Genomic DNA, 22,264 nt, shown 5'->3' with positions numbered 1-22,264 from the left:
GCAGCGCCAGTGTGGATGCCGATGGCACCTGGCACTACACCGTCAGCGACAGCGGCACGGTCGATGCGCTGGCCGCCGGCGAGACGCTCGGCGACAGCTTCACCGTCCGCGTCAGCGACAACCATGGCGGTTTCGTCGACCAGCTGGTCAGCGTCACCATCACCGGCACCAACGACGCCCCGCTGATCGATGCGGCCAACACCACTGCCAGCGGCGGCGTCTCGGAAGGCGACGACAACAGCAGCAGGAGCACCAGCGGTGTCATCGCCTACAGCGATGTCGATGCCAGCGACAGCCACAGCTTTGCGCTGCAGGGCACTGCGGCCGCCTACGGCACCGCTTCGGTCGATGCCGACGGCACCTGGCACTACACCGTGCACGACAGCGGCGCGGTTGATGCGCTGGGCGCCGGCGAAACCCTCGGCGACAGCTTCACCGTCCGCGTCAGCGACAACCACGGCGGTTACGTCGATCAGCTGGTCAGCGTCACCATCACCGGCACCAATGACGCCGCGGTGATCACCGGTACCAGCAGTGCCAGCCTGACCGAAAGCAATGCAGCACAGAGCACCAGCGGCACGCTCAGCATCAGCGATGTCGACAGCCCCGCCAGCTTCGTGGTGCAGAACAATGCGGCCGGCAGCAATGGCTACGGCAAGTTCAGCATCGATGCTGCCGGCCACTGGAGTTACACCATGAACTCGGCCCATGACGAGTTTGTGGGCGGCACCACCTACACCGACAGCATCACCGTCAGCAGCGCCGACGGCACCACGCAGCTACTCACCGTCAGCATCCTCGGCACCAATGATGCCGCGGTAATCACCGGTACCAGCAGCGCCAGCCTGACCGAAAGCAATGTGGCGCAAAGCACCAGCGGCACGCTCAGCATCAGCGATGTCGACAGCCCCGCCAGCTTCGTGGCGCAGAACAATGTGGCCGGCAGCAACGGCTACGGCAAGTTCAGCATCGATAGTGCCGGGCACTGGAGTTACACCATGAACTCGGCCCATGACGAGTTCGTGGGCGGCACCACCTACACCGACACGCTCACCGTCAGCAGTGCCGACGGCACCACGCAGCTGCTCACCGTCAACATCCTCGGCACCAACGATGCCGCAGTGATCACTGGTACCAGCAGCACCAGCCTGACCGAAAGCAATGTGGCGCAAAGCACCAGCGGCACGCTCAGCATCAGCGATGTCGACAGCCCCGCCAGCTTCGTGGTGCAGACCAACGTGGACGGTAACCACGGCTACGGCAAGTTCAGCATCGATGCCGCCGGCCACTGGAGCTACACCATGAACTCGGCCCATGACGAGTTTGTGGGCGGCACCACCTACACCGACACGCTCACCGTCAGCAGTGCCGACGGCACCACGCAGCTGCTCACCGTCAGCATCCTCGGCACCAACGATGCCGCAGTGATCACCGGTACCAGCAGCGCCAGCCTGACCGAAAGCAATGTGGCACAGAGCACCAGCGGCACGCTCAGCATCAGCGATGTCGACAGCCCCGCCAGCTTCGTGGCGCAGAGCAATGCGGCCGGCAGCAACGGCTATGGCAAGTTCAGCATCGATGCCGCCGGCCACTGGAGTTACACCATGAACTCGGCCCATGACGAGTTTGTGGGCGGCACCACCTACACCGACAGCATCACCGTCAGCAGCGCCGACGGCACCACGCAGCTGCTCACCGTCAGCATCCTCGGCACCAACGACGCCGCGGTGATCACCGGTACCAGTACAGCAGCCCTGACCGAGAGCAATGTGGCACAGAGCACCAGCGGCACGCTCAGCATCAGTGATGTCGACAGCCCCGCCAGCTTCGTGGTGCAGAGCAATGTGGCCGGCAGCAACGGCTACGGCAAGTTCAGCATCGATGCCGCCGGGCACTGGAGCTACACCATGAACTCGGCCCACGACGAGTTTGTGGGCGGTACCACCTACACCGACAGCATCACCGTCAGCAGCGCCGATGGCACCACGCAGCTGCTCACCGTCAGCATCCTCGGCACCAATGATGCGCCAGTGCTTGACTTGAATGGCGCAAGTGCTGGTAGCGATACAACAGCAAGCTATCCCACCGGCGTGTCACAAATCTTGATCGCCCCTGCAGCGACGGTAACCGATATCGACTCCGCGAACCTGCAGTCGATGACCGTTACGCTAACCAACTCCCCTGACAGCAGTAGCGGAGCTGCCCGCGAAATACTCTCGCTGAATGCGACAGCCACGGCTGCGGCAGCCGGACTCACGGTTAGCGGTGTCTCCAGCTCGAACAACAATGTCTACACCCTGACGATTTCCGGGGCCGCGAGCGTCGCGACATACCAGTCGATTCTGGACGGCGTGCAGTACACCGACATCAAAACCGGCAACCACAACACTGCAGCACGCACGGTGAACGTGGTCGTTAGCGATGGTAGTGCCAGCAGCGTCCTTCATACCGTCACGATCAGTGTTGCCGCACCGGCTGGCGTAGCCGGTACGCCAATCAGTCTGGCCATTGCCGACCCGTCATTGGGCACGCACGATGGCGTATCAACCACGATCACTGGCGTGCCGTCAGACTGGAGCATCGACGGAGCAACAAAGAACGCCAATGGATCCTGGACCGCGTACATATCCGATCCGGGTATGCTGACCGTGACCACGCCCAGCGGCTTCGCTGGGGCCGCGGTACTGACCGTTACGCAAACCTGGGTTAACGCGGATGGCAGCGAGGGACGCGCGATCATCCTCGACAACGTGGAAGCCTACGCCCCCGGTTCGCCGATCTTCGCGCTGTCCAGCGACGACAACCTCACCGGCTCCAGCGCCGCGGATACCTTCGTGTTTGCCCAGCCCATGGGCAATAACATGATCCGCAACTTCAACCCGGCCAATGACAAAATCGACCTGATCGGCTTTGCCGGCGTGGGCAGCATTGCCAACCTGCAGCTGGCGAACGATGCCAACGGCAATGCGGTGATCAGCATCGGCAACGGGCAGAGCATCACCTTGCTGGGGGTGGATGTCAGCCTGCTGCTTGCGGCCAACTTCCTGTTCAACCAGGTGCCGGTGCTGCACAACGACGGAGTGATGACGATTGCCGACGGCGCCATCCTGCCGCTGGGTGGCGAGGTGGACAACAGTGGCAGCATCGTGCTGGCCTCCAGCGGCGGCGCTACCAGCCTGGAAGTGCTGGTGGACAGCGTGACCCTGCAGGGCGGCGGCAAGCTGCTGCTGTCCGATGACAGCCACAACAGCGTGTTCGGCGGCGCCGGCAGCGCCACCCTGGTCAACGTCGACAACACCATCAGCGGCGCCGGCCAGCTGGGCGGCGGGCAGATGACGCTGCTCAACCACGGCAGCATCGTGGCGGATGGCAGCCATGCGCTGTTGCTGGATACCGGCGGCAACAGCATCGTCAACAGCGGCCAGCTGCACGCCAGCGGCGCCGGTGGCATGGTGGTGGCCAGCAGCCTGGAAAACAGTGGCAACCTGTGGGCGGACAACAGCTCGCTGCAACTGCAGCAGGATGTCAGCGGCCAGGGCAGCGCGCTGATTTCCGGCAACGGCAGCATAGCGTTCATGGCGGCGGCAGACACTGACGTCAGCTTTGCCAATGGCAGCCATGGCGACCTGCTGCTGGATCATGCCGATGCCTTCAGTGGCCGCATTATCGGCATGGCAAGCGGCGACCACCTGGACCTGGGCGGGCTGGCGTACAACGACGGCCTGCGCCTGGACTACATCGGCGACAGCAGCGGTATTGGCGGCAAGCTCTTGATCATCAATGGCAGCGACACCACCAGCCTGGGCCTGATCGGCCACTACCAGGCCAGCGACTTCCAGCTCGCCGCCGCCGCGGATGGTCACAGTGTCGTCAACACCAGCCAAACCGACAGCAGCACCGTCATTGGCACGGCAGGTGACGACACGCTGCAAGGCAGCAGCGGCAATGACATCCTGCTGGCCGGTGCCGGCCACAACACCCTGACCGGTGGCGGTGGCAGCGATACCTACGTGCTGCTGCGCAGCGATGGCAATGCCGTGGACACCATCACCGACTTCAAGCCCGGCGACGGTGGCGACAAACTGCAGATCGGCGATTTGCTTACCGGCTACCAGCCGGATGCGGCCAACCAGTTCCTGAGCCTGCGCGAGGAGAACGGCAATACGGTGATCAGCGTCGACCGCGACGGGGCCGGCGGCAAGTACCAGATGCAGGACATGGTGGTGCTGCAAGGCGTTACCGGGCTGGATCTGACCACCCTGCTCAAGCACGTGGACACCAGCCAGATATGATCGGCCTGGCCTCAGGCACACCCCGCTTCGGCGGGGTGTTTCTTTGGTGCGCTGTCGCCCGGACACACCGCAGCGCCATCCGCTAAATCGAGAATGCGCTGTTCTGCCGCCCAGCCTCGCCAGCGCTCGCCCGGCTTGCGTACACTACGGCCATTCGAATGCCAATGCCTGCCAATGCCATGACCGAGACTTACCAGCCCCGCCGCCTGCCACGCAGCGAGCGACAGCAACTGAACGGCCACGATTACCACGTGCGGCGCTGGGGCGACCCGGCAGCGCCGGCACTGTTCATGCTGCACGGCTGGATGGATTGCGCTGCCACCTTCCAGTTCACCGTCGATGCGCTGGACGACGGCTGGCAGATCATCGCCCCGGACTGGCGCGGCTTTGGCGACAGCGCCTGGAACCAGGGCAGCTACTACTCGCCGGACTACCTGGCGGACCTGGATGCGCTGCTGGAACACTACAGCCCGCACGCTGCGGCCAACCTTGTCGGCCACAGCATGGGCTCGATGGTGGCCGGTTTGTATGCCGGCATCCGCCCGGAGCGGGTGGCGAAACTGGCGCTGGTGGAAGGCTTCGGCCTGGCGCCTTCCCGCCCGGCCGAGGCGCCGGGGCGCTACGGCAACTGGCTGAAGGAAAAGCGCCAGCCACCGGCCTTCGCCCCGTTGCAGGGGCTGGCGGAGCTGGCGCAGAAGCTGCAGGGGCGCAATGCCTGGCTCAGCCCGGCGCGCGCGCTATTCATGGCCGCCGCGCTCAGCCGCGAGCTGCACGGCACGCTGCGCTACCGCGCCGACCCGCGCCACAAGATGGTGAACCCGGTGCTGTACCGGCTGGAAGAAGCCATGGCCTGCTGGCGGCGCATCAGTGCGCCGGTACTGTGGGTGGTCGCCGCCGAAGCCGTGGAAACCCCGCTGGCGCGCGGCATTGCCACCACGCTGGACGAGCGCCGCGCCTGCTTTGCGCAGCTGCAGGAAGTCAGCATCGAACAGGCCGGGCATATGTTGCAGTGGGAGCAGCCGGAGGCGCTGGCCGCACACTTGCAGCGCTTCTTTGCTTATGAGCAATCGTCATAACCAGCACCGCCACCATCCCGTAAAGTCTTCCGCCAGAACGCTCAACCCGGCGGCGCGCCGCCCCTGTTTACGGATTGCCCCATGACCCGCTTCGCCCGTCACCTGCAGGATGTCACCATCACCAACCCGTTTCCCGGCCTGCCACGGCTGGAAGCGCTGATCGGCCGCAACATCGTCAGCCGCATCGGCTCCAATGAAAGCATGCCGCTGGCCGAACATACCGTCAGCCAGCAATGGGGCGAAGCACTGTACGAGCTGGCGCGGCTGTACCCCGACCCGTATGCCGGCGCGGTGCGCCAGCGTGCCGCCGCGCTCAATGGCGTGGCTGCGGCCAACGTGGTGGTGGATGCCGGCGCCGACAGCCTGATCGCGCTGTTCCTGCGCGCCCGTGTCAGCCCCGGCGACGTGGTGGTGTGCACCGCCGGCACCTACCCCACCTTCCGCTACTTTGCCGAAGGCGTGGGTGCGCGCATCGTCGAGGTACCGTATGCCGAAACCGAAGGCGTACTGCACAACGATCTGCCAGCGCTGGCGCGCGCCGCCAGCGAGCACGGCGCCGCCCTGCTCTACCTGGCCAACCCGGACAACCCCACCGGCACCTTCCTGCACACCGACGCCATCCGTACCCTGCGCGACCAGCTGCCGGCCGACTGCCTGCTGCTGCTGGACGAGGCCTACATCGACTTCTGCGCCGACAGCGAGCGCCAGGGCGTGCTGCCGGCCACGGCACGGCTGCGCACCCTGTCCAAGGCGCACGGCCTGGCCGGGCTGCGCGTGGGCTATGCCATCGCCCCGGAGGAATGGGTCGCCAAGGCCGACCAGATCCGCACCCAGTTCGCCGTCTCCAGCGTGGCCCAGGCGGCGGCGGTGGCAGCGCTGGACCAGCCGGCCTGCAGCCAGCGGCTGATCGCCGACACCCTGCAGCTGCGCGCAAGGTTGGCCGCAGCCCTGCAGCAGCGCGGGCTCAGCCTGCTGCCGTCGCACACCAACTTCGTGGCCATCGTCTACCCGGATGCCGACAGCGCACTGGCGCGACAGAAGGCGCTGCTGGCACAAGGCGTGGCCGTGCATCGCCCGCCGCACCCGGCCATGCAGCACGTGCTGCGCGTGACCGCGCATCCGGACGCGCTGCAGGAAGCGGTACTGGCCAGCCTGGCCGGCTAAAGAAATACCCCGCGCCGGCTGCCTGCCGACGCGGGGCATTCCCCACAGATTCCCGGCCGGATGAACCCATCCAGCAACGCGCTCAGTCGCCCTCGCCCAGCGCCGCGCGCATGTGCTCCAGCTCTTGCAGCCGCTGGTGGATATTGCCCCAGTGGCGGGTATTCACTGCGGCAATCAGCGCGTCGATCAACATCAGCAGCGGCGTGTTGGCATCCCAGCCGGCCGGGCCGGCGGTATGTGCCGCCAGGGTGAAGCGCGCGCTGCGCGACACCGGCGACAGCCACTGGTCGGTGAACAGCACCACCTGCACCTTGCGCTGCGCCGCCATCTCCGCCACGCGCTGCGCTTCCCGCCAGTAGCGGCGGATGTCGAACACCACCAGCACGTCGTGCTTGTCCATGTCCACCAGGTGGTCCGCCCAGCTGGCCGGCAGTGCACGCAGCAGCGTCACCTGTGCGCGCACCACCTTGAGGTGATGCGCGAGATAGGCCGCCAGCGGCTCGGTAAGCCGCCCGCCCAATAGCCACACCCGGCGCTTGGGGTCGCCCAGCAATTCCACCGCCCCGTCGAATTCCGCGGCACTGACGTTGGCCGCAGTCTGCTGCATCAAGTCGCTCTGGCGCCGTACGAAGTCGGCAAGGAAATCGGTGCCTTCCGCCGCCATGCCGGCCTCGCGCCGTACCAGCGGCGACTGCAGCCGCGCTTCCAGCTCGCTACGCAGCGCCGCCTGGAAGGCGGTGTAGCTATCGAAACCCAGCTTGCCCACCAGCCGCAGCACGGTGGGGCCGCTCACTTCCACCCGCGCCGCCAGCTGGGCAATGGTCTCTAGCCCGGCCACCGGGTAGTTGGCCAGCAATACGCGGGCGATCTTGCGTTCGGTAGGCGTGAGCGTGTCCATGCCCGAGCGCAGCAATTCTGCAACAGAGCGGTTTTGTCCCATCGGCACTCCTCTTTTCCGGCATTGATCCAGCATTGGCGGCACTTCTGACAGTCTGGCCGAAGCCAGCGCGGCAGGCAACGTAATTTTTATTACATTTTCTACCTTGCGATAAAAAATTCTAACGTCTAATACTATTCACAGAGGGTAGAGAAACCGCCCCGAACGTCGGCAAAGGCAAAGAGAGAGGAATACATGGAAGCGAACAAGGTAAAAACCGCAGACGATCTGCGCACGCTCATCCAGGAGCGCAATCTGAAGCAGATCAAGGTCGGTCTGTACGATATCGACGGTGTCATGGCCGGCAAGTATATGTCGCGCGACAAGTTCCTGTCCGCACTGGACGGCGGCTTCGGCTTCTGCGACGTGGTGTTCGGCTGGGACGTGGGCGACAGGCTGTACGACAACACCAAGCTCACCGGCTGGCAGCGCGGCTATGCCGATGCCCAGGTTCGCATCATTCCGGAAAGCTGCCGCGAACTGCCGCTGGAAGACAATATGATCCTGGTGCAGGGCGAGGTGGTGGGCCGGCTGGAAAGCCTGTGTCCGCGCGGCGTGCTGCGCCGGGTGCTGGAGCGTGCGGCCAACATGGGCTTTGCGCCGATGGCCGGTATCGAATACGAATTCCTGGTGGCCGACGAAAGCAACAGCGACATGCTCGCCCGCAGTTACCGCGACATCAAGCCGCTGGGGCACGGCGGCTTTGGCTACTCGGTGCTGCGCAATTCGGTGAACACCGAGTTCTACCAGGGGCTGATGCAGCTGTGCGACAGCATGAACATGCCGCTGGAAGGCTTCCACGAGGAAACCGGCCCCGGCCAGCTGGAAGCCGCGCTGACCGTGGACAAGGCACTGCAGGCTGCCGACAACGCCGCGCTGTTCAAGACCTTCACCAAGGTGCTGGCGCAGAAGCAGGGCCGCACCTGCAGCTTCATGGCCAAGTGGAACCAGGAATTCTCCGGCCAGGGCGGCCACATCCATATCTCGCTGAAGAACCGCAACGGCGACAACGCCTTCTACGACCCGAGCCAGCCCGGCAACATCAGCCGCACCATGCGCCACTTCATTGGCGGCCTGCAGCTGCTGATGCCGCAGATCACCAGCCTGGCCGCCCCCACCATCAACAGCTTCCGCCGCCTGGTGCCGGGCTACTGGGCGCCTACCTCGGCACTGTGGGGCATCGACAACCGCACCGTGTCGCTGCGCGCCATTCCGGGCAGCAACAAATCGCAGCGCGTGGAATACCGGCTGCCGGGCGCCGACAGCAACCCCTACCTGGCACTGGCCAGCGCGCTGGCCGCCGGCCTGCACGGCATCGAGCACGAGATCGAGCCGGATGCCGCCATCACCGGCAACGGCTACCTGCTGGAAGCCCCGCCGGAGCGCCGCCTGCCGCGCTCGCTGTGGGAAGCCGCGCAAACACTGAAGCATTCCGCCGTGGCACGCGACTGGCTGGGCGACGACTTCGTTGACCACTTCGCCGCCACCCGCGAGTGGGAGGAACGCGAGTTCCAGCGCCACGTGACCGATTGGGAATTGAACCGCTACTTCGAGATCATCTGACATGAGCCAGCATTTTTCCGTTGTTTCCCCGGTAGACGGCAGCGAACTGCTGCAACGCAGCTATCACGATGCCGCCAGCGTGCGCGCCACGCTGGATGCGGCCAACCTTGCCCGCCGCAGCTGGCGCCAGGTCAGCCTCACCGAACGCAAGCTGATGGTTGGCCGCGCAGTGGACGAGCTGGTGGCGCGCAAGGAGCGCATTGCCGAGGCCATCACCCGCCAGATCGGCCGCCCGATCAGCCAGTCGCCAGGTGAAGTGCGCGGCCTGGAAGAGCGCGCCCGCGTCATGATCGAGCTGGCCGAACAGGGCCTGGCCGACGTGCGCCCGACGCCCAAGGCCGGTTTCGAGCGCTTTCTGCGCCGCGAGCCGCTGGGCACCGTGCTGGTGCTGGCGCCGTGGAACTACCCCTTCCTCACCGCCATCAACACCATCGTGCCGGCGCTGGTGGCCGGCAACACCGTGATCCTGAAGCACTCCAGCCAGACCCCGCTGGTGGCCGAGCTGTTCGACGAGGCCTTCAAGGCCGCCGGGCTGCCGGCCGGCGTGTTCCAGATCCTGCACCTGGACCATGCCGCCACCCTGCAGCTGGTGGCCTGCGAGGACATCGACTTCGTGGCCTTCACCGGCTCGGTGGAAGCCGGCCGCACCGTGCAGCGCGCCGCCGCCGAGCGCTTCATCGGCCTGGGGCTGGAATTGGGTGGCAAGGACCCGGCCTATGTGCGTGCCGACGCCAACCTGCCGTCGGCCATCGAAAACCTGGTGGATGGCGCCTTCTTCAACTCCGGGCAGTCCTGCTGCGGCATCGAGCGCATCTACGTACACCAGCGCCACTACGACGATTTCGTCGCCGGCTTCGTCGAACTCACCAAGGGCTACCGCTTCGGCAACCCGCTGGATGCCAACACCAACCTCGGCCCGATGGTACGCGCCAGCGCAGCCGCCTTCGTGCGCCAGCAAACGGCCGAAGCCATCTTCCGCGGCGCACAGGCGCTGATTCCGCCCGGCCACTTCAGCGCCGACGCACTGGACACCGCCTACCTGGCGCCGCAGGTGCTGGTGAACGTGAACCACGGCATGCGGGTGATGAGCGAGGAAAGCTTCGGCCCGGTGATCGGCATCATGCCGGTGAGCGGTGACGAGGAAGCGTTGCAGCTGATGAACGACAGCCGCTACGGCCTCACCGCCTCGATCTGGACCGCCGACCGCGACGCCGCCATCCACCTGGGCGAGCGGCTGGAAACCGGCACCGTGTTCATGAACCGCTGCGACTACCTGGACCCGACCCTGGCCTGGACCGGGGTGAAGGACACCGGCCGCGGCGTGTCGCTGTCGGTGCTGGGCTACAGCCAGCTCACCCGCATCAAATCCTTCCACCTGAAAGACTGACCCCCTCCCCGGCCGGCTGCCGCCGGCCGGGCACAGCAAAGGACACACCATGCAACTGAAAGGCAACTGGAACTACCCCACCGCCATCCGTTTCGGCGCCGGCCGCGCCAGCGAACTGCCGGCCATGTGTGCCGAGCTGGGCATCAAGCGCCCGCTGCTGGTTACCGACCCGGGCCTGGCCAAGCTGCCGCTGATCCCGCGCCTGCTGGACTACCTGCACAGCGCCGGCCTTGCGGCCAACGTGTTCAGCGATCTGCGCCCCAACCCGGTGGGGCGCGATGTGGATGCCGGCGTAACTGCCTACAAGGCCGGCGGCCATGACGGCGTGATCGCCGTCGGCGGCGGCAGCGCACTGGACGTGGGCAAGGCCATCGCGCTGATGGTGGGCCAGGACCGCCCGCTGTGGGACTTCGAAGACGTGGGCGACAACTGGACCCGCGTCAACGTGGCCGGCGTGGCGCCCACCATCGCGGTGCCCACCACCGCCGGCACCGGCTCCGAAGTTGGCCGCGCCTCGCTGATCATCGACGAGAACGGCCATCGCAAGGTCATCATCTTCCACCCGTCCATGCTGCCCAAGCTGGTGCTGGCCGACCCGGAACTCACCTGCGGCCTGCCGCGCCACCTCACCGCCGCCACCGGCATTGATGCCTTCGTGCACAACCTGGAAGCGTACTGTTCGCCGTTCTACCACCCCATCGCCCAGGGCGTGGCGCTGGAAGGCATGCGCCTGGTGCACGACTGGCTGGAAGCCGCCTGCAACAACGGCAACAACGTGGAAGCGCGCTCGCACATGCTGGCCGCCTCGATCATGGGCGCCACCGCCTTCCAGAAGGGCCTGGGCGGCGTGCATGCACTGGCGCACCCGATAGGCGCCCACTTCGACACCCACCACGGCCTGGCCAACGCCATCCTGCTGCCCTATGTGCTGGTGAAGAACCGCCCGGCCATCGAGGAGCGCATCGAGGCCGCTGCCCGCTACATCGGCCTGGCCGACGCCAGCTTCAGCGGCTTCCTGAACTGGATCCTGCAGCTGCGCGCCAAGCTGGGCATTGCCCACAGCCTGGCCGAGATCGGCATCGGCAGCGAGCACGCCGCGCTGATCGGTCATGACGCCAAGCAGGACCCGAGTGACGGTGGCAACCCGCTGCCGCTGTCTGCCGATGATTATGCGGCCATCTTCCTGGCCGCCTGCGAGGGCAAAGTCCATGGCTAAACCGGTGATTGGCCTGACCACCTACCCGCCCGGCCCCGGCCACGGCCCGCACACGCCCGAGCTGTATGTGCAGGCGGTGGTGCGTGCCGGTGGCGCGCCGGTGCTGCTGCCGCATGTCGGCGCCGACATGGTGGATGCCTGGCTGGCGCGACTGGACGGCGTGGTGCTGATCGGCGGCGGCGATATCGAGCCTGCCCGCTACGACGGCGGCGACCACCCCACCATCTACAACCTCAACCCGGCGCGCGACGACACCGAGCTGGCGCTGACCCGCGCCGTGCTGGCAAGCCGGCTGCCGACGCTGGCGATCTGCCGCGGCCTGCAGCTGGTGAACACCGTGCTGGGTGGCACCCTGCACCTGCACCTGCCGGACGTGGTGGGCGAGGACACCCTGCACCGCGCCCCGCCGCGCGACCCGATACCCCACGCCATTCGCGTGGCGGCCGGCAGCTGCCTGGCCGGGCTGCTAGGCGAGCGCAGCGAGTCGGCATCCTGGCATCACCAGGCCATCGATCAGCTGGGCGAAGGTCTGGTGCCGGTGGCCTGGGCGCCGGACGGGGTGATCGAGGCGGTGGAGCTGCAGGGCAACCCGCAGCTGACCGCGGTGCAGTGGCATCCGGAAATCACCGCGGCGGACGATGCTCACCAGCAGGCGCTGTTCGACCACCTGGTGCGCATGAGCGCCGAACACATGGCGCGTTGAAGGCAACAGCAGGGTGCCTCGAAAAACCCTGATTTCTAAGTGAGACAAGGCGCGAACGGAAAATTTCTACGCAGCATATGTTTGATATGTAAGGAGAAATTTTTCGTGAGCAACGCAGTATCGCGACGAAAGCTGGCGTTTTTCGAGGCACACAGCAGAACAGGTGGCTTGCGGCCAACCTGTCGGCAGTACCGGGCGCGCCGCAGGCAATGGGCGCGCCAGTCCGGCGTCAAGCAACGGGCGGATCAGGCGGCCATGCCGCCTGATCCGATGCCGGACAGTAATCAATGCTGTGGACAAAGCCGGGCAGCAGCCCGTACCGGTACGCCTCGATGCCAGGCGTGCAGGCGGCACGACGCACACCGGGAGCCGAGTCGGCGGCAAAGAGCAGTAAAAGGGAGAAGTAGTATCAAAAAGTGCAGTCCAGTCAGTGTCAGTCAACACTAATAGAGGATGATCATGAACCCAGTTCAGCACGAAAACCCGCCAGTGAGCGAGGACGAGAAACTGTTACACAGCATGGGTTATGCGCAGGAATTGTCCCGGCGCATGAGCGGCTTTTCCAACTTTGCCATTTCCTTTTCCATCATCTGTATCCTGGCCGGCGGCATCACCGCGTTTCCCTCCGGCCTGAGCGCCGGCGGCGGCGCCGCCATCGGCATCGGCTGGCCGGTGGGCGCGCTGTTCGCCGCCATCGTGGCCGCGGCCATGGCGCAGATCGCCTCCGCCTATCCCACCGCGGGCGGCCTGTACCACTGGGCGTCCATCCTCGGCGGCAAGGGGCTGGGCTGGGTAACCGCCTGGATCAACCTGCTGGGGCTGATCTTCGTGGTGGCTTCGGTGAACTTCGGCGTGTACGACCCGTTCTTCAAGACCCTGGTCGCCCCGCTGCTGGGTATCAACCCGGACAAGCTCACCTGGACCGAGCAGACGCTGTTCATCGGCGGCATCACCCTGTCCCAGGCCTGGCTGAACCACATGGGCATCAAGATCACCAGCAAGCTGACCGACATCTCCGGCTACCTGATCTTTGCGGTATCCACCGTGCTGACCGTGTCGCTGCTGGTCTACGCCAAGGGCCCGCTGGACTTCTCCCGCCTGGTCCAGTTCACCAACTACACCGGTGCCGATGGCAGTGCCTGGCCGAAGATGGACAACAGCGTGATGGTGTTCCTCGCCGGCCTGCTGCTCACCGTGTACACGCTGACCGGCTATGACGCTTCCGCCCACACCTCGGAAGAAACCCAGCATGCCGCGCACAACGTGCCCAAGGGCATCATCCGCTCGGTACTGTGGTCGGCGCTGTTCGGCTACATCATGATCTGCACCTTCGTGCTGGTAATGCCGGACATGGCGGCCGGGGTGAAATCCGGCATGGGCTTCCTCGACCTGCTGCTGAGCACGCTGCCGGCACCGCTCAAGGCCGCGCTCGGCATCAGCATTTTCCTGTGCAACTACCTGTGCGGCCTGGCCTGCCTGACCTCCACCTCGCGCATGATGTATGCCTTCGCCCGTGATGGCGGCCTGCCGTTCTCGCACCAGCTCAAGCAGGTGCACGCGACACACCGCACCCCGGTGCTGGCCATCTGGGTATCGGCCATTCTGGCCATTGCCGCCACGCTGTACGGCGATGCCTTCCTGGTGCTGTCCACCGCCTGCGCCGTGCTGCTGTACATCTCCTATGTGCTGCCCACCGCCGCCGGTTTCTTTGCCGAAGGCCGCAGCTGGACCCACAAGGGGCCGTTCAGCCTGGGCGCCGCGTCCAAGCCCATCGCCCTGCTGGCCACGCTGGGTGGCGGCGTACTGGCCTTTGTCGGCATGCAGCCGCCCAATGAAAAGGTGCTGTACATCACCATCGCCCTGCTGGTGGTGCTGATGTTCTTCTGGTTCGTGCTGGGGGTGCGCAAGACCTTCAAGGGCCCGCCGGTCGGCGAGCGTATCGAACGCCACCAGGCACACATCAAGGAGATCGAAAGCGTGCTGAACGAGTCGTGATCCAGCCGCCGGCAGTAGGGAGGAAGCCCCAGCGGGGCGTTCCGCCACAAGCATCGAGGAGGAGCCCCCATGCGGCCAACCTTGTGCCTGACTGTCGGAACGCCCGGTTTACCGGGCTTCCGCCCTACCAGTCGGATTCACCGCCACAAAAGACAAGGGCCGCGCAAGCGGCCCTTGTTGTTCGTCAGCCAGCAGCTGATGCTCAGTGGCGCGGCGCCTCGCTGCGCATGGCGCCGATCACGTCCATGCCGAACAGCTGGTTCACGTCGTCCTCGTCGAACACGTAACGTTGGCCGCAGTACTCGCAACCTACCTCGATGGAGCCCTGCTCCAGCACCACCTCGGCCACTTCCTGGCCGCCCAGCAGCTTGAGCATCTCGCCCACGCGCTCCTCGCTGCAGTTGCAGGCGAAGCTCACCGCCTGCGGCTCGAACACGCGCACGGTTTCCTCGTGGTACAGGCGATGCAGGATGTCGTGCGCCGGCAGGCCCAGCAGCTCGTCCGGGCGCAGGGTGTCGGCCAGCACGGTCAGGTGCTGCCAGGCGTCCGGGTCGCCGTGGCCGTCCGGCAGGCGCTGCAGCAGCAGGCCGGCGGCGGTTTCGTCATTGCAGGCCAGGATCAGGCGGCTGTCCAGCTGCTCGGAGCGCTGCATATAGTGCTGCAGCATGGCGGCGATGCTGTCGCCCTCCAGCGCCACGATGCCCTGCCACGGCTCGCCGTCCTTGGGCTCCAGCGTCAGCACACAGGTGCCGCCCTCGCCCAGCAGCTCGGCCAGCGGCGCGTCGTGGATGTGGGCATCGTAGCGCGCGGTGGCGCGCACGGTGCGCTCGTTGGTGCACTCGGCCACCGCCAGGCGCAGCGCGCCCTTGCCGTGCAACTGCATGATCAGCGTGCCGTCGAACTTGAGGTTGGCCGCCAGCAGGCTGCTGGCCGCCAGCATCTGGCCCAGTACCTGGCGAATGGCCGGCGGGTAGTCGTGACGCGCCAGCACCTGCTGCCAGGCGCCGTCCATGCGCACCAGCGCGCCGCGTACCGGCGCACCGTCGAACAGGAAGCGTTGCAGATTGTCGTGTTGGCTCATGAATGCTTGTCCTTGTCGTTGGATATCGAATAAAGCGTCAGCGGCAGCGAGGAGCTGGCATCGAACTCGCAGGCGGCCTGTACCGCGCGCTCGGCGATCTGCGCTGCCGTCAGCGGGCTGTCGTACAGCACCTGCATGGCGCCCATGGCGAACTTGCGGCCGGAGCCTATCGCCCAGTAGCGGGCGAACTGGTACACCTCGCGCATCGGGAACACCCCGAAGATGCCGTGGGCGTTGGCCACCAGCACCATCATCTGGCTGGATTCGTACGGATCTTCCTCGTCCTCTTCCGGGCGCAGGAAGAAGTGATCCTTCAGCTTGGGATGGATCTTGCGAAAGGTCTCGAACAGCCCGGCACGGCTGGACAGATCGCGCGACTTCAGCCCCTTCAGCGCCGACTGCAGCACCAGGTCGTGCGCGGCGGAGCCGGCGATGGCCAGGTAGTTGTCGCCGATGCGGAAGATCTTGTCGTGGAACACATCGTAGCCGGCCAGCAGCTTGTGCTCGTCGCTGAACGTGGTCTGGGTATCGGCCGCAATGGCGACCTGGCCGTCCTTGCAGACAACGACTATGGTGGTCATGACGGGCTCCCGTAACGCGTGCAAACGCCATAGATAGGGGCTGTGGCGATAAACTGCAAGTGTCCCGCCGTCATTATCGCCCGCCCCCGCCATGCGGCCAACCTTGGCCGCGGCGGCAGTTCGTGAAAAAATGACCTGACTCGCATCCGTAACGGAATACCCCATGTGCCAGCTGCTGGGCATGAACTGCAATACGCCCACCGACATCCTGTTTTCCTTTGAAGGCTTCCACCGCCGTGGCGGCCTTACCGACCACCATGCCGACGGCTGGGGCATCGCCTTTTTCGAAGGCCGCGGCGTGCGGCTGTTCCTCGACGACAAGCCGGCCGCCGATTCGCCGGTGGCCAGCCTGGTTCGCCAGTACCCGATCAAGTCGGAAAACGTCATCGCCCATATCCGCAAGGCCACCCAGGGCGAGGTGAACCTGACCAACTGCCACCCGTTCCAGCGCGAGATCTGGGGCCAGTACTGGATCTTCGCCCACAACGGCAACCTGGTGGACTTCCACCCGGCGCCCGGCTGCTACTACCAGCCGGTGGGCAGCACCGACTCGGAACGCGCCTTCTGCCACCTGCTGGAAACCCTGCGCCAGCGCTGGTGCCAGCAGCCCACGCTGCAGGAACTGTTCACCGCAGTGGAGGCGCTGGCCGCCGAGCTGCGCGAGCACGGCGTGTGCAATTTCATGCTGTCCAATGGCGACTGGATGTTCGTGCACTGCTCCACCCGCCTGCACTACATCGTGCGCCAGGCACCGTTCCCCACCGCCCACCTGGTGGACGACGACGTGACGGTGGATTTCTCCACCGTCACCACGCCGCGCGACCGCGTGGCGATCATCGCCACCATACCGCTGACCGACAATGAATACTGGACGCCGCTGCGCGACGGCGAGCTGATGCTGTTCCAGGGCGGCCTGCCGCTGCTGCACAGCCAGGGCAGCACGCCCACCCGCCGCGTCGACACCGGCGGCTGCGACACGGATGCCGCAGCAAAAGCTGATCCAGCGCAAGACTGAGTGCTGCCGCTGCGGCCAACGTGGCCGTGGCGGCCGCGGGGCGTTTATGCTGGAAGCGTGACTCTCACGGAGTGCCAGCATGTCCCGTTTCGACTTCTCCCATCCGCCCTTCACCCACCTGAGCAATGCCGAGCAGCAAACGCTGGAAAACGCCGCCGACATCGTGTTCTTCGATGATGAGGAGCTGATCCTCGCCCCCGGCCAGCCGGTGGACGCGCTGTACGTGGTCATCAAGGGCGTGGTGCGCGAGATGGCGGACGACGAGGTGATCGCGGTGTACAAGCAGCGCGACTCCTTCGACGCCCGCTCCATGGTGTCCGGCCAGAGCGCCACCCGCTTCGTGGTGCACGAGGAGGCCCTGGTGTTCGCGCTGCCACGCGCCACCATACTGGCGCTCACCGAAAGCAACCCCGCCTTTGGCGCCTATTTCTTTGCCAGCATCTCGCAGAAATTCGGTGCCATGGCGCGTGAATCCGGCAACCGCGAGCTGCAGACCCTGCTCACCGCCACCGTGCGCGACGCCTGCTCGCGGCTGCCGGTGTTCGCCGACGGCAACGACAGCATCCTGGATGCCGCGCGGCTGATGAAGCAGCGCAAGAGCAAATCCATCCTGGTGCGCCACGGCGAACAGCTCGGCATGTTCACCACCACCGACTTCCGCGACATCATCCTCAGCGACACGCCATCCAGCACCGCGCTGCACCGGGTCTGCCACTTCAACCTGATCACCGTGGACATCGACGACTTCCTGTTCAACGCCCTGCTCACCATGACCCAGCGCAACATCCGCCGCCTGGTGGTGATGGATCACGGCGAGCCAGTGGGCATCCTGGCGCAGGTGGACATCCTGTCCTACTTCTCCAACCACTCGCACCTGATCGCCCAGCGGCTGGACCGTGCCGAAACGCTGGACGAGCTGGCCCAGATCGCCGAGCAGATCACCCGTCTGGTAAGCATCCTCTCCAGCCACGGCGTGAAGGCGCCGCAGTTGGGGCGCCTGGTGCAGGCGCTGAACGCGCGGCTGTTCGAACGCGCCTGGCAGCTGATCGCCCCGCCGGAACTGGTGGCCAACAGCTGCCTGCTGGTAATGGGCTCGGAAGGCCGCGGCGAGCAGATTCTCAAGACCGACCAGGACAACGCGCTGCTGATCCGCGATGGCTTCGAGCACCCGGACATCGCCACTGCCTGCAGCCGGTTCAGCGACACGCTGGCACGCTTCGGCTACCCGCCCTGCCCCGGCGGCATCATGCTGAGCAGCCCGCAATGGTGCCGCCACGAGCAGGCGATGCGCGACCAGCTGTACCACTGGGTCATCACCCCCGATGGCGACACGCTGATGAACCTGGCGATTTTCGTGGATGCCGAGGCGGTGGCCGGCGACCCTGCGCTGCTGCTGCAGTGCCGGCAGTACCTGGCCAGCCTGCTGTCCGACGACGAAAGCTTCTACGCCCGCTTTGCCCGCGCCATCGAACAATTCGACACCCCGCTGGGCTTCTTCGCCCAGCTGCTGACCCGCGAGAAGGATGGCGCCGCCACGCTGGACATCAAGAAAGGCGGCATCTTTCCCATCGTGCACGGCATCCGCGCACTGGCCCTGCGCCACGGCGTGAGCGCCTGCAACACCTTCGACCGCCTGCAGCAGCTGGCCGACCGTGGCGTGCTGGAACGCGAGCTGGCCAACGACGTGGGCGAGGCGCTGTCCTTCCTGCTCGGCCTGCGCCTGAGCCACGGCCTGGCGGAGCTGGCCGATGGCCGCGCCGCCAGCAACCTGCTGTACCCGGAGCGGCTGTCCACGCTGGAGCGCGATCTGCTGAAGGACGCGCTGGCACTGGTGAAACGCTTCAAGGCCTATCTGCGCCACCACTTCCGCCTGGGAGCGATGGCATGATCCCGGCGGCCATGAAACGGCAGCTGGCGCGCTGGCGGCTGAAAAACCCGGCCTTCGCCTACCTGCTGCAGGAAGACGACAGCGAGCTGGTGAGCGTGGATTGCGAAACCACCAGCCTGAACGTGAAGGAGGCCGAGCTGCTGTCGATCGGCGCGGTGAAGATTCGCGGCCAGCGCATCCTCAGCAGCGAATCGTTCTACGTGCTGGTGAAGCCGGAACGGCGCCCGGATGCCGGCAGCGTGAAGATCCACGGCCTGCGCCCGCGCGACGTGTCGGAAGGGCTGTCACCGCGCGAGGCGGTATCGCAGCTGCTGGCCTTCATCGGCGGGCGGCCGCTGGTCGGCTACTACCTGGAATACGACGTGGCGGTGCTGAACAAGTACGTGCGCGAACTCGCCGGCATCGGCCTGCCCAACCGCCAGATAGAGATCTCCGGGCGCTTCTACGACTACAAGATCCGCCAGCAGCCGGACAGCCACATCGACCTGCGCCTGGCCACGCTGGTGGATGAGCTGGGCGTGCCGGCGCTGCCGCGCCACGATGCGCTGAACGATGCCATTACCGCCGGCATGATGTACCTGGCGTTGAAGAAACGCGGTTTTGCTTAGTAGCGCATAAGGTTGGCCGCAAGGCCAGGGCCGGACAGGCATGAAAAAAGGAGGATGAAAATCCTCCTTGCAAGTAACGGCCAGCCAGTCGCGAACCGGCCGTGACACGGGCAATCAGTAGTCCATGCCCTCGTGGCGGGTGGCCACCAGTTTGCCGGCCGACAGCGACATCAGCAGCAGCGCAATGCGCTCGTGCATGATCACGGTATGGGTGTTGCCGGCGAACTGCATGAAGCGGCGCAGATCCTCGCGCACTTTGCGTGAGCCGGTGAGGTCGATGATGATGTCCACCCGCTCGCCCTGCTCCGCCAGTTCAATGAAGTTGTCGGTCACCGGCACGCCATGCTCGCGCGCCAGCGCCACCCCTGGTACGCCGAGATTGAGCTCGGCCACGCCCACCAGCTCGACAAAATCGGCTGCCAGCAACTGCTGCAACAGCGGAGTGCCGGTTTCGCCCGCCCCCACCATTGCTACACGAATCTTTTCCATTCTCGACCCCGCTCGTGTCCATGCCCAAGGCATGCGAAAGCGGCATTTTAACGATAGGGTTTTGCGGCCAACTTGCGCCAGATCAAGCGCCCATGAAGGCCTGCAATTCGCTGCGCTGCGGCATGCCGGCCTGCGCGCCCAGGCGGGTCACCGACAACGCGCCGGCTGCGGCGGCGTGGCGCATTGCCAGCTCCAGCCCCTGTGGCAGAAAGGCCGCCAGTGCACCGTTGAAGGTATCGCCGGCACCGGTGCTGTCCACCGCCGCCACGGCAAAGCCCGGCTGGTGATGCAGCGAGCCGTCGGCACGCGCATGCCAGGCGCCGTTGCTGCCATGGGTCATCACTACCTTGCCCGGCAATAGCGGCAGCAGCGTGGCCATGCCCTCGCCCGGACGGCCCAGCACGGTAGCCAGCTCGTGCTCGTTTGGGGTGATCAGCGCGCATTGCTGCAGCAGATCGGCCGGCAGTGGCTGCGCCGGCGCCGGGTTGAGGATCACCGGCACGCCGTGGCGGGCGGCGATGTCCAGCACCGCGCGCACGGTGTCCAGCGGAATCTCCAGCTGGGTCAGGATCACGTCGGCGGCCGCCAGCTCTGCCTCGGCGGCGGCGATGTCGGCCGGCAGCAGCGCATGGTTGGCGCCCGGCACCACCACGATGCTGTTCTCGCCGCCGCTGACGGTGATCATCGCCACACCGCTGGCCACTTCGCTGCGGCCAACGTGGCGGGTGTCCACGCCTTCGCGCTGCAGCACCGCCAGCAGCTGGTCGCCAAAACCATCGCGGCCCACCTTGCCCACCATGCTGACCTCGGCCCCCAGCCGGCTGGCCGCCACCGCCTGGTTGGCGCCCTTGCCGCCCGGCACGGTAACAAAGCGCTCGCCAAGTATGGTCTCGCCCGGCGCGGGAAAGCGCCCGGCCACCGCCACCAGGTCCATATTGATGCTGCCTACCACCACGACTTTGCTCATTGTTGTCCGCCCCATGAAAAGCGCGCTGTAAAAATGCGGCCTGCGATTATCCGGCCAGCCGGCAACCGGCTCAAGCTTGTGCTGCCAAGAACATGTTCACGATCTTGCAAGCCAGGGCAAGACCGTTTTTAACGCTGTATCGCCGACGCACAGCAGACCGTGAACATGCTCCAACAGCACAAGGCCGCCTTGCGGCGGCCTTGTGGGTAGCTAAAAAACGATATTCAGTGCAGCGCCTGGCGACTCAGGAAGCGCAGGTAGCCCACGCTTTCCAGCCAGTATGCGCCATCGGCCAACGGGGTGGCGTCCTCCAGGTCGGCCACGGTCAGTACCAGTTCGGCACCGTCCAGTTGCGCTTCCACCGCCACGTCGTCGTCCTCGGCGAAATCCTCGGACGCATACATGAATTCCGGCTTGATCAGCTGGTTGTTGATCTGGATGTAATCGGACTGGTTGAGCAACTGCAGGATGTTCATGATGCTTCCCTCCTTCTTGCGGCCAGTCGGATGGCCTGGGGTTCATCCAGAGCTTGCCGGCCAACTGCCGGCATGCGCTGCCTGTTCACCAACCGTTGAACACACCCTACACCCAACCGCGTTCTGCCAGCGACTCGGCGTGGGCACCTGTCACCACAAAATGATCCAGTAACCTTATATCGACCAGCTGCAATGCCTGCTTGAGCGTAGCGGTCAGCGCCCGGTCGGCAGCCGATGGCTCGGCCACACCGGACGGATGATTGTGCGCCACGATGACCGCACTTGCATTGTGCTGCAACGCCCGTCTTGCCACCTCCCGCGGGTACACCCGCGTTTCCGTTAATGTGCCCCTTGCTAGTTCTTCGACTGCCAGCAGGCAGTTTTGTGCCGTCAGGAACAGCACCAGGAAGACTTCCACCTGCTGGCTGCCTATCGCCAGCCGCAGGTAGTGGCGCACCGCCTCCGGGTTGTCCAGCGCATCATCCAGCCGCAGATCCTCGGCCAGCAGCCGCCGCGCCAGCTCCTTCACCGCGGCGAACTGCGCATACTTGGCCGGCCCCATGCCGCTGCAGCGGCCCAGCTCGTCGGCGCTGGCCGCCAGCAGCCGGCCCAGGCTGCCAAAGCGCTGCAACAGCTGCCGCGCCATGTCCACCGCCGAGCTGCCGCGCACGCCGGTGCGCAGGAAAATCGCCAGCAGTTCGGCATCCGACAATACCTGCGGGCCGCGTTGCAACAGCTTCTCCCGCGGCCGCTCGCCCTGCGGCCATTGCAGTATCGACATGGCGGACTCCCTATTCTTGGCTATAGCATGGTTTCTAACAGAATT

Annotated in this window: 18 protein-coding genes; 11 read left to right on the top strand and 7 right to left on the bottom strand. The window is 65.7% G+C overall.

The genetic code is table 11. The annotated features are described in order from the left end of the window. The 3 genes from PSELUDRAFT_RS12420 to PSELUDRAFT_RS12410 form a co-directional block, all read left to right on the top strand. On the top strand, positions 1 to 4,292 hold a 4,292-nt coding region (locus PSELUDRAFT_RS12420; protein ID WP_088967142.1), incomplete at its 5' end, for an S-layer family protein. Positions 4,293 to 4,471: 179 nt separating this feature from the next. Then, positions 4,472 to 5,368 (top strand): alpha/beta fold hydrolase, encoded by an 897-nt coding sequence (locus PSELUDRAFT_RS12415; RefSeq protein ID WP_088967141.1) that lies wholly within the window; start codon positions 4,472 to 4,474, stop codon positions 5,366 to 5,368. A gap of 81 nt (positions 5,369 to 5,449) precedes the next feature. Continuing rightward, on the top strand, positions 5,450 to 6,532 hold the full coding sequence (locus PSELUDRAFT_RS12410) for an aminotransferase class I/II-fold pyridoxal phosphate-dependent enzyme (protein ID WP_088967140.1): 1,083 nt from the start codon (positions 5,450 to 5,452) through the stop codon (positions 6,530 to 6,532). Between the two features lie 82 nt (positions 6,533 to 6,614). Here PSELUDRAFT_RS12410 and PSELUDRAFT_RS12405 read toward each other — a convergent pair whose 3' ends face one another. Beyond that, positions 6,615 to 7,472 (bottom strand): MurR/RpiR family transcriptional regulator, encoded by an 858-nt coding sequence (locus tag PSELUDRAFT_RS12405; protein ID WP_162291258.1) that lies wholly within the window; start codon positions 7,470 to 7,472, stop codon positions 6,615 to 6,617. A 192-nt stretch (positions 7,473 to 7,664) separates the two neighbouring features. On the opposite strand from PSELUDRAFT_RS12405, the gene PSELUDRAFT_RS12400 reads away from it, so the two are divergent. The 5 genes from PSELUDRAFT_RS12400 to PSELUDRAFT_RS12380 all read left to right on the top strand — a co-directional run bounded on the left by PSELUDRAFT_RS12400 (position 7,665) and on the right by PSELUDRAFT_RS12380 (position 14,333). Beyond that, positions 7,665 to 9,032, top strand: coding sequence for a glutamine synthetase family protein (locus PSELUDRAFT_RS12400; RefSeq protein WP_088967138.1), 1,368 nt, complete (start codon positions 7,665 to 7,667; stop codon positions 9,030 to 9,032). Between the two features lies 1 nt (position 9,033). Then, complete coding sequence (locus tag PSELUDRAFT_RS12395; RefSeq protein ID WP_088967137.1) at positions 9,034 to 10,419, top strand: aldehyde dehydrogenase family protein; 1,386 nt, start codon at positions 9,034 to 9,036, stop codon at positions 10,417 to 10,419. Between the two features lie 49 nt (positions 10,420 to 10,468). Beyond that, the gene (locus PSELUDRAFT_RS12390) at positions 10,469 to 11,635 is read left to right on the top strand and encodes an iron-containing alcohol dehydrogenase (RefSeq protein ID WP_088967136.1); all 1,167 of its coding nucleotides are present in this window, start codon (positions 10,469 to 10,471) and stop codon (positions 11,633 to 11,635) included. Next, complete coding sequence (locus tag PSELUDRAFT_RS12385) at positions 11,628 to 12,338, top strand: gamma-glutamyl-gamma-aminobutyrate hydrolase family protein (RefSeq protein WP_088967135.1); 711 nt, start codon at positions 11,628 to 11,630, stop codon at positions 12,336 to 12,338. Before PSELUDRAFT_RS12390 ends, PSELUDRAFT_RS12385 begins: the two co-directional genes overlap by 8 nt. A gap of 459 nt (positions 12,339 to 12,797) precedes the next feature. Continuing rightward, positions 12,798 to 14,333 (top strand): amino acid permease, encoded by a 1,536-nt coding sequence (locus PSELUDRAFT_RS12380; RefSeq protein WP_197693857.1) that lies wholly within the window; start codon positions 12,798 to 12,800, stop codon positions 14,331 to 14,333. 202 nt (positions 14,334 to 14,535) lie between these two features. Here PSELUDRAFT_RS12380 and hslO read toward each other — a convergent pair whose 3' ends face one another. Both hslO and PSELUDRAFT_RS12370 read right to left on the bottom strand, forming a co-directional pair. Beyond that, positions 14,536 to 15,414 (bottom strand): Hsp33 family molecular chaperone HslO, encoded by an 879-nt coding sequence (hslO, locus tag PSELUDRAFT_RS12375; protein ID WP_088967134.1) that lies wholly within the window; start codon positions 15,412 to 15,414, stop codon positions 14,536 to 14,538. Further along, entirely contained in the window at positions 15,411 to 15,995 is a 585-nt protein-coding gene (locus tag PSELUDRAFT_RS12370) for an MFS transporter (protein ID WP_088967133.1), read from the bottom strand. Before PSELUDRAFT_RS12370 ends, hslO begins: the two co-directional genes overlap by 4 nt. Positions 15,996 to 16,158: 163 nt before the next feature. On the opposite strand from PSELUDRAFT_RS12370, the gene PSELUDRAFT_RS12365 reads away from it, so the two are divergent. The 3 genes from PSELUDRAFT_RS12365 (at position 16,159) to PSELUDRAFT_RS12355 (ending at position 19,506) form a co-directional block, all read left to right on the top strand. Then, on the top strand, positions 16,159 to 17,010 hold the full coding sequence (locus tag PSELUDRAFT_RS12365; RefSeq protein WP_088967132.1) for a class II glutamine amidotransferase: 852 nt from the start codon (positions 16,159 to 16,161) through the stop codon (positions 17,008 to 17,010). Positions 17,011 to 17,089: 79 nt separating this feature from the next. Next, on the top strand, positions 17,090 to 18,898 hold the full coding sequence (locus tag PSELUDRAFT_RS12360; RefSeq protein ID WP_088967131.1) for a putative nucleotidyltransferase substrate binding domain-containing protein: 1,809 nt from the start codon (positions 17,090 to 17,092) through the stop codon (positions 18,896 to 18,898). Further along, positions 18,895 to 19,506: a 3'-5' exonuclease gene (locus tag PSELUDRAFT_RS12355; protein ID WP_231895208.1), complete on the top strand. Its 612-nt coding sequence runs from the start codon at positions 18,895 to 18,897 to the stop codon at positions 19,504 to 19,506. Before PSELUDRAFT_RS12360 ends, PSELUDRAFT_RS12355 begins: the two co-directional genes overlap by 4 nt. A gap of 114 nt (positions 19,507 to 19,620) precedes the next feature. Here PSELUDRAFT_RS12355 and PSELUDRAFT_RS12350 read toward each other — a convergent pair whose 3' ends face one another. The 4 genes from PSELUDRAFT_RS12350 to radC form a co-directional block, all read right to left on the bottom strand. Beyond that, positions 19,621 to 19,995, bottom strand: coding sequence for an oxidoreductase (locus PSELUDRAFT_RS12350; protein WP_088967130.1), 375 nt, complete (start codon positions 19,993 to 19,995; stop codon positions 19,621 to 19,623). Positions 19,996 to 20,077: 82 nt separating this feature from the next. Further along, positions 20,078 to 20,962, bottom strand: a complete 885-nt coding sequence (gene rbsK / locus PSELUDRAFT_RS12345) for a ribokinase (RefSeq protein ID WP_088967129.1) — start codon at positions 20,960 to 20,962, stop codon at positions 20,078 to 20,080. 224 nt (positions 20,963 to 21,186) lie between these two features. Beyond that, entirely contained in the window at positions 21,187 to 21,438 is a 252-nt protein-coding gene (locus PSELUDRAFT_RS12340) for a hypothetical protein (protein WP_088967128.1), read from the bottom strand. A 106-nt stretch (positions 21,439 to 21,544) separates the two neighbouring features. Continuing rightward, positions 21,545 to 22,219, bottom strand: coding sequence for a DNA repair protein RadC (gene radC, locus PSELUDRAFT_RS12335; protein WP_088967127.1), 675 nt, complete (start codon positions 22,217 to 22,219; stop codon positions 21,545 to 21,547). Positions 22,220 to 22,264: the final 45 nt, after the last annotated feature.

Origin of the sequence: Vogesella sp. LIG4 (assembly GCF_900090205.1) — a bacterium.
In the GTDB taxonomy this organism is placed as follows: domain Bacteria; phylum Pseudomonadota; class Gammaproteobacteria; order Burkholderiales; family Chromobacteriaceae; genus Vogesella.
Note: the sequence above shows the minus strand (reverse complement) of the source record. Positions and strands in the feature narration are given on the sequence as shown.

What these genes read in the sequence shown, in the direction of transcription:
- PSELUDRAFT_RS12415 (WP_088967141.1), top strand. Translation starts at nt 4,472, where the DNA reads ATGACCGAGACTTACCAGCCCCGCCGCCTGCCACGCAGCGAGCGACAG.
- PSELUDRAFT_RS12410 (WP_088967140.1), top strand. Translation starts at nt 5,450, where the DNA reads ATGACCCGCTTCGCCCGTCACCTGCAGGATGTCACCATCACCAACCCG.
- PSELUDRAFT_RS12405 (WP_162291258.1), bottom strand. Translation starts at nt 7,472, where the DNA reads ATGGGACAAAACCGCTCTGTTGCAGAATTGCTGCGCTCGGGCATGGAC.
- PSELUDRAFT_RS12400 (WP_088967138.1), top strand. Translation starts at nt 7,665, where the DNA reads ATGGAAGCGAACAAGGTAAAAACCGCAGACGATCTGCGCACGCTCATC.
- PSELUDRAFT_RS12395 (WP_088967137.1), top strand. Translation starts at nt 9,034, where the DNA reads ATGAGCCAGCATTTTTCCGTTGTTTCCCCGGTAGACGGCAGCGAACTG.
- PSELUDRAFT_RS12390 (WP_088967136.1), top strand. Translation starts at nt 10,469, where the DNA reads ATGCAACTGAAAGGCAACTGGAACTACCCCACCGCCATCCGTTTCGGC.
- PSELUDRAFT_RS12385 (WP_088967135.1), top strand. Translation starts at nt 11,628, where the DNA reads ATGGCTAAACCGGTGATTGGCCTGACCACCTACCCGCCCGGCCCCGGC.
- PSELUDRAFT_RS12380 (WP_197693857.1), top strand. Translation starts at nt 12,798, where the DNA reads ATGAACCCAGTTCAGCACGAAAACCCGCCAGTGAGCGAGGACGAGAAA.
- hslO (WP_088967134.1), bottom strand. Translation starts at nt 15,414, where the DNA reads ATGAGCCAACACGACAATCTGCAACGCTTCCTGTTCGACGGTGCGCCG.
- PSELUDRAFT_RS12370 (WP_088967133.1), bottom strand. Translation starts at nt 15,995, where the DNA reads ATGACCACCATAGTCGTTGTCTGCAAGGACGGCCAGGTCGCCATTGCG.
- PSELUDRAFT_RS12365 (WP_088967132.1), top strand. Translation starts at nt 16,159, where the DNA reads ATGTGCCAGCTGCTGGGCATGAACTGCAATACGCCCACCGACATCCTG.
- PSELUDRAFT_RS12360 (WP_088967131.1), top strand. Translation starts at nt 17,090, where the DNA reads ATGTCCCGTTTCGACTTCTCCCATCCGCCCTTCACCCACCTGAGCAAT.
- PSELUDRAFT_RS12355 (WP_231895208.1), top strand. Translation starts at nt 18,895, where the DNA reads ATGATCCCGGCGGCCATGAAACGGCAGCTGGCGCGCTGGCGGCTGAAA.
- PSELUDRAFT_RS12350 (WP_088967130.1), bottom strand. Translation starts at nt 19,995, where the DNA reads ATGGAAAAGATTCGTGTAGCAATGGTGGGGGCGGGCGAAACCGGCACT.
- rbsK (WP_088967129.1), bottom strand. Translation starts at nt 20,962, where the DNA reads ATGAGCAAAGTCGTGGTGGTAGGCAGCATCAATATGGACCTGGTGGCG.
- PSELUDRAFT_RS12340 (WP_088967128.1), bottom strand. Translation starts at nt 21,438, where the DNA reads ATGAACATCCTGCAGTTGCTCAACCAGTCCGATTACATCCAGATCAAC.
- radC (WP_088967127.1), bottom strand. Translation starts at nt 22,219, where the DNA reads ATGTCGATACTGCAATGGCCGCAGGGCGAGCGGCCGCGGGAGAAGCTG.